The 7203-nt window shown below is 42.9% G+C and carries 5 protein-coding genes; 1 reads left to right on the plus strand and 4 read right to left on the minus strand.

Annotation, left to right across the window (positions count from 1 at the left end; translation table 11 throughout):
- Positions 1 to 54 precede the first annotated feature (54 nt).
- Positions 55 to 1725, plus strand: a complete 1671-nt coding sequence (gene asnB, locus E5A76_RS12745; protein ID WP_107164940.1) for an asparagine synthase B — start codon at positions 55 to 57, stop codon at positions 1723 to 1725.
- A gap of 67 nt (positions 1726 to 1792) precedes the next feature.
- Here asnB and E5A76_RS12750 read toward each other — a convergent pair whose 3' ends face one another.
- From E5A76_RS12750 to htpG, 4 genes are all read right to left on the minus strand, one after another.
- Positions 1793 to 3097: an inosine/guanosine kinase gene (locus tag E5A76_RS12750; RefSeq protein ID WP_161119156.1), complete on the minus strand. Its 1305-nt coding sequence runs from the start codon at positions 3095 to 3097 to the stop codon at positions 1793 to 1795.
- Positions 3098 to 3247: 150 nt separating this feature from the next.
- On the minus strand, positions 3248 to 4222 hold the full coding sequence (gene hemH / locus E5A76_RS12755) for a ferrochelatase (RefSeq protein WP_161119157.1): 975 nt from the start codon (positions 4220 to 4222) through the stop codon (positions 3248 to 3250).
- A gap of 259 nt (positions 4223 to 4481) precedes the next feature.
- Positions 4482 to 5126 carry an adenylate kinase gene (gene adk, locus E5A76_RS12760; protein ID WP_053988476.1) on the minus strand — a complete coding sequence of 215 codons (645 nt, stop codon included), beginning with the start codon at positions 5124 to 5126 and terminating at the stop codon, positions 4482 to 4484.
- Between the two features lie 140 nt (positions 5127 to 5266).
- Positions 5267 to 7168 (minus strand): molecular chaperone HtpG, encoded by a 1902-nt coding sequence (gene htpG, locus E5A76_RS12765; RefSeq protein ID WP_161119158.1) that lies wholly within the window; start codon positions 7166 to 7168, stop codon positions 5267 to 5269.
- Positions 7169 to 7203: the final 35 nt, after the last annotated feature.

The raw sequence follows: 7203 nt of genomic DNA on the forward strand, positions 1-7203 counted from the left end.
ATTACAACTCGCATTTATGGATATAAAAAGATATAACGTTGGAGTGATTTTACTATGTGTTCAGTATTTGGGATCCTAGACATTAAGAGCGATGCAGCGGCATTGCGCCCTATCGCATTAGAGATGTCGAAAAAACTTCGTCATCGTGGTCCTGACTGGTCAGGTATTTACTCATCAGATAATGCAATCCTTGCTCATGAGCGTCTTGCAATTGTTGGCCTAAACAGTGGTGCTCAACCGCTATATAGCCCAGATAAAAAATTAATTCTTGCGGTTAACGGTGAAATCTACAACCACAAAGAAATCCGTGCTCGCTACGAAGGCAAATACGACTTCCAAACAGATTCAGACTGTGAAGTGATCTTAGCTCTATACCAAGACATGGGCGAAGCTCTACTTGAAGAGCTAAACGGTATCTTCGCATTCGTATTGTACGATGAAGAAAAAGATACTTACCTGATCGGTCGCGACCACATTGGTATCATCCCGCTTTACCAGGGTTACGATGAGCATGGTAACTACTATGTTGCTTCTGAAATGAAAGCACTGGTACCTGTTTGTAAAACCGTCAGTGAATTCCCTCCAGGTTGTTACTACGGCAGTGCAGATGCAGAGCCACAGCGCTATTACATTCGTGATTGGAACGAGTACGCAGCGGTGCAAGGCAACACCACGAGCAAAAAAGATCTAACTGAAGCACTAGAAGCAGCCGTTAAACGCCAATTAATGACAGACGTTCCTTACGGCGTACTACTATCAGGTGGATTAGATTCATCAATCACCTCAGCAGTGGCAAAACGTTTTGCCGCAATGCGTATTGAAGATGATGAAAAATCAGCAGCATGGTGGCCACAACTTCACTCATTTGCAGTGGGTCTTGAAGGTGCGCCGGATCTAAAAGCGGCACGTGAAGTAGCAGCACAAATTGGTACCGTTCACCACGAAATGACCTACACCATTCAAGAAGGTTTAGATGCGATCCGTGATGTTATTTACCACATAGAAACTTACGATGTAACGACAATCCGAGCATCTACCCCAATGTTCCTAATGGGTCGTAAAATCAAAGCAATGGGTATCAAGATGGTACTTTCTGGTGAAGGTGCAGATGAAATCTTCGGTGGCTACTTATACTTCCACAAAGCACCAAACGCGAAAGAGTTCCACGAAGAAACAGTACGTAAGTTACTTGCACTTAACATGTTTGACTGTGCACGTGCGAACAAATCACTGGCGGCCTGGGGGGTTGAAGGTCGTGTGCCATTCCTAGATAAAGAATTTATCGATGTAGCAATGCGTCTAAACCCAGAAGATAAGATGTGTGGTAACGGCAAGATGGAAAAACACATCCTACGTGAGTGTTTTGAACACTACCTACCAGAATCTATCGCATGGCGTCAAAAAGAGCAGTTCTCTGATGGTGTAGGTTACAGCTGGATCGATACCCTAAAAGAAGTTGCAGAAGAAAAAGTAACAGATCAACAACTTGAAACAGCGGCTTACCGCTTCCCTTACAACACACCAACAACCAAAGAAGCTTACGCATACCGTGAGATCTTTGAAGAGTTGTTCCCACTAGAAAGTGCTGCGAAATGTGTTCCTGGTGGCCCTTCAATCGCTTGTTCAAGTGCTAAAGCCATTGAATGGGATGAGAGCTTTAAGAACGCAGCAGATCCATCAGGTCGTGCAGTGGCAGCAGTTCACAACGAAGCTTACAAAAAATAATCTTGCGCTAAATTGCAGATAATAAAAAACCGCCATCATCGGCGGTTTTTTTATATTCATAAGAAACTTAACGCTCCCAGTATGCTTCTTCCAAGCTATCTTCACGCTCAGGTAGGCCACGAGATAAACGTGGTGAGTATTGAGCCAATACTTCATAGCTCACGCGGTTTGAATATAAACAAACCTGAGAGAACGATGAGTAAGTTAGGAAAGAATATTGGTGCTTACTTGAATTTGGCACGTTTTCTTTGTGGTAACGGTTTGCAGACATGTCGTGCAGCAACGCAGATAGTGCGCCATCACCAGCACCGTTCGTATTCTTAATACGCTCAGGGCCGCCCATGTATGGTGCGATATGTGAGTACACCTTGATTGGGTTTTCACACGCATCTTTTAGCATTGGACGACTAAATTCGTAGCGGTTAAATTCTGCAATTTCACCTGGAAGTAATGGTAAGCTTGTTTCGCGCTTCGCATTTTCTTCCGTGTAACCTGCCGTATAAAGACCAACAGGACCCGCTGTACATAGCACAAGATCAACCCACTCTAGCGCTTTATCCGCTGCTAATAATGGATCTGATTCACCTGTTAGCGCTTCACCTTCATCTTCGTTCATCGCAACAACCGTTACGTTATCGCGAAGGAAGTCACGCCACCATTGAGGATCATCTTGGATCACGAACTTAGTACCCAGAGTTAATACAACTGGCACATCATATTTCTTCGCATATTCAATTGCGCGCATTGTTGCAGCAGGCATTGGATCGCCAGGCTTACAACGAACTAAATAAGCAGTAAGAACAAGAGCAGAGGCATTTTCGAATACACACTCAGGGATGCTTTCTGGTGCTAGCTGGTTCATCTTACCTTCGTTGATAGCAAACGTACGTTCACCTTCTTTTGAGATAAGAGCAAAACAGCGACCAATAGGACCCTCAACAGGCTGTAGGTAGTTCATATCCATACGGCTTGATGTGTTACATAGGTAACGGTAAGCGTAGCTACCAATCTCAATGTCTTTACTCATCACGCCAAGAAGAACAGATTTGTCATCCGCTAGTACAGAGTAGTTGTGCAGGGTGTTACCAATCGTGCCACCAGCAAATTCGTGGGTAACAAGATTGTTTTCTTTTAATTCTTGATATAACGCTTCTGCTTTCTCGTCAGTAATAACCAATGAATGGCCTTTACTTAACTCGTAACGTTCCAGGAATTCATCATCCACATAAGCTTCAATATCAACCAGTGTTTGGTCAATACCGACAACGTGAGTGCGAGCTAAACGTTTTTCTTGTTTAGTTTGACTTAAAAGTGGATCGCGAGCATGTACAGGGAAGTAATGCTTAGATTTTCGTTGGCCTGGAAATTTCATGTCTATGCGCTATCAAGTTGTAAATTTTGCGAATTCTATCACAGAATATAGAACATAAAAGCAAAAGCTCTCATTCGTTTTGCGATATATCAGCACAAATGAGAGCGTAAACGTTATCGTCTGATAAATTTTTCAGAAAACAAGCAACAATTACCAACCTTGAACGTATTGTTTCACCAAGCTTTCCATCATAGCGATGTGAGCTTCATCGTCATTAAGGCATGGGATCAGATTAAATTCGACACCACCGGCTTCAATGAACACTTCTTTACACTGCTCAGCAATTTCTTCTAATGTCTCTAAGCAATCCACCGAGAAAGCCGGACACATCACATCAAGGCGTTTAACCCCTTTCTCCGCTAACGTTTTAATGGTGCCTTCGGTATAAGGCTTTAACCACTCTTCACGACCGAAAATAGACTGATAGCTCATGCTCATTTTTTCACGCGGCATCGCTAGTGCTTGCGCTAGTAATTCTGTTGTGCCGTTACAGTGATCAGGGTATGGGTCACCATTATCAGCGTAACGCTTGGGAATCCCGTGGTATGAACATAATAAGTAGTCAGGCTCACCTTTCTCAGCCCAAACCTTTTTCGCTGAATCTGCTAACGCCGAAATATAATCAGGATGATCGTAATAATGATTAATAAAGCGCAGCTCAGGAATATAAGGCGTCGACTTAAGATCTTTTGCAAGGCGATCAAATACCGCAGCAGTTGTGGTTCCTGAATATTGCGGATACAGCGGCAACACGACAACTTTATCGCAACCTTGCTGTTTTAACGCTTCTAACCCCGATTGAATACTAGGATTGCCATAAGTCATACCTAACGCCACAGGCACTTGTAATAACGCTTCTAGGGCTTGTTGCTGACGTTTTGAGTACACCATTAACGGTGAGCCCTCTTCCATCCATACCGACTGATATAACTTCGCTACTTTAGGAGAACGAACAGGCAAAATCACACCATGCAGGATTGGGCACCATAACCAGCGGGTCATATCAACAACACGCTTATCATGTAAAAATTGAGATAAAAATTGTTTTACCCCTGCTGCCGTTGGTGTATCAGGCGTACCAAGGTTTACTAACAATACACCGTATTTATTGTTGTCTTTATTCATCGGTCTTTCGCTCTTATCAATCCAAAACAACGCATTCAGATCTATAGGTAAATATATTCTGTAACCCAAGCTAAACGATCATTGGCCGCCATTGGATCACTCTTATTAAAAAAGACTCGTCCAACCAAGCCCTTATTACAAACTATGCCCAAGCCGCTTGAGTATCGTCTTAATATTAAAACCAAAAAAAACGGGCAATACCAATAGGCAGGCCCGTTTTTTCTCATTGTTATAGACTATCTAGTAGCCAACAACAATATTAAGCTAATGCTTTTTCTAGCGCAGCGCTAACTTCAGCAACAGGTAGTGTACCGTCGAACTTAAGGTACTGAGTGTTACCAGCTTCTGCTTCTTTACCGTAGTACTCGATAAGTGGTGCAGTTTGCGTGTGGTATACGTTTAGACGTGCACGTACTGTTTCTTCTTTGTCATCTTCACGGATAACAAGATCTTCACCAGTTACGTCATCTTTACCTTCAACCTTTGGTGGGTTGTATACAGCGTGGTAAGTACGACCTGAAGGAAGGTGAGCACGACGACCCGCCATACGCTCAACGATCACATCGTCAGCAACGTCAAACTCGATAACGTAATCAACGTTAACGCCGTTTTCTTTTAGACCATCAGCCTGAGGAATAGTGCGTGGGAAACCGTCTAGTAGGAAGCCTTTTGCACAGTCTTCTTCAGCAATACGCTCTTTCACAAGACCAAGAATGATATCGTCAGATACCAATTGACCTGCATCGATCACTGATTTCGCTTGTTTGCCTAGCTCTGTACCTGCTTTGATTGCAGCACGTAGCATGTCACCAGTTGAAATTTGAGGAATACCAAACTTTTCCATGATGAATTGAGCTTGAGTACCTTTACCTGCACCTGGAGCGCCCAGAAGAATGATGCGCATTGTGATCCCCTTTAATAGAGTGGAATTTTGCAAAAAAGTGAAAATACACTGATTAAGACAGACTCGCAAGCCCAGTACAATCACTGGGCTTGGTTTACATGCTTTATCAGAATAGTATTTGATATAAGTAAGTTATTTGGTTATTTAATCAGCAACTTGTTAATTGCAGCAAGGAACTGAGATGGGTCATCCATCGTACCGCGCTCTGCTAACATGGCTTCACCTAGCAAGAATTCAACCCAGCGACTGAACACTTCTTCATCCGCTTCATCTGCCATTTTCTTAACTAGCGCATGCTCTGGGTTTAGCTCAAAGATGTACTGTACTTCTGGCGCTTCATGGCCTGCTGCTGCTAGCAGTTTCGCCATTTGTGTACCCATTTCATGTTCATCAGTGACCACAACTGCTGGTGTGTCGTGAAGTTTGAACGTTGCACGTACATCTTTCACACGAGCGCCAAGGTAACCTTTAGTGCGCTCAACCACTGAAGCAAATTCTTTTTCTGTCTCTTTTTGCTTTTCTTTCGCTTCTTCATCATCGAAATTAGACAGATCAAGATCTGATTTCGTGATCGCTTGGAACTGCTTACCTTCAAATTCAGGTAAGTGACCCATTAGGTACTCATCAATACGATCGTACATCAGAATCACTTCCAAACCTTTAGCTCGGAATTGCTCTAGGTGCGGGCTGTGTTTTGCAGCATTGAAGTTATCCGCCGTTAGATAATAAATCTTATCTTGGCCTTCTTTCATGCGGCTTACGTAATCAGCTAATGATACGGTTTGCTCTTGCGCATCATTTTCTGTTGAACTGAAACGAAGTAAGTTAGCGATCTTGTCACGGTTAGCGAAATCTTCCGCTAGACCTTCTTTTAATACCTGACCAAACTCTTTCCAGAATGTTTGGTACTTCTCAGCATCGTTCTTCGCCATGCGCTCAAGCATTTGCAGCACACGTTTAGTACATGCTTTACGTAGAGCTTGAGTCACTTTGTTATCTTGCAGAATTTCACGAGATACGTTCAGTGGCAAATCATTTGAGTCAATTAAGCCACGTACAAAACGCAGGTAAGTTGGCATAAACTGTTGCGCGTCATCCATAATGAACACACGTTGTACATACAGTTTTAAGCCATGCTGACCATCACGGTTATTCAGATCCCACGGCGCTTTAGATGGAATGTATAACAGGCTGGTGTAATCTTGCTTACCTTCAACGCGGTTATGTGCCCATGTTAACGGCTCTGCGTAGTCATGTGCTACGTGGTTGTAGAACTCTTTGTATTCTTCTTCGCTGATGTCCGACTTATTACGGGTCCAAAGCGCTTGTGCTTTGTTGATTTGATCCCACTTAGTCCCTGTCACATTGCCTTCTTCATCCTTTTCTTCTGTTTGGATGAACACAGGAATACCAATGTGATCAGAGTATTTACCTACGATTTCACGTAAGCGGTACTCATTTAAAAATTCTTTTTCATCTTCACGTAGGTGAAGAATAATATCAGTACCACGAGTTGGCTTAGTGATGTTCTCAATGCTGTAATCACCTTCACCAGCTGATTGCCAGCTTACCGCTTCGTCTGCCGCCGCACCTGCTGCACGGGTATTGACTGTTACAGAATCAGCCACAATAAATGCAGAATAGAAGCCAACACCAAACTGACCGATCAATTGTGAGTCTTTACTCTCATCTTCTTTTAACTGAGCAAAGAACTCTTTCGTGCCCGATTTTGCAATGGTGCCTAGGTGCTCAATCGCTTGCTCACGTGTCATACCAATACCATTATCACTAATAGTTAAGGTACCTGTTTGCTCATTAACAGACAGCTTCACACATAAATTTGAATCGTCACCGTACAAATCAGATTGAGACAATGCTTTAAAACGTAATTTGTCTGCCGCATCCGAGGCATTTGAGATCAATTCACGTAAGAAAATCTCTTTATTTGAGTAAAGTGAATGGATCATCAGATGAAGTAACTGTTTCACCTCTGACTGAAAACCACGAGTTTCCTTATTTTTATCAACTACTTGCTCGCTCATCTCAACTCCCAAAAAATTTGTTAGTGGTTATTTTT

The organism is Photobacterium lucens (genome assembly GCF_009873615.1).
Taxonomy (GTDB): domain Bacteria; phylum Pseudomonadota; class Gammaproteobacteria; order Enterobacterales; family Vibrionaceae; genus Photobacterium; species Photobacterium lucens.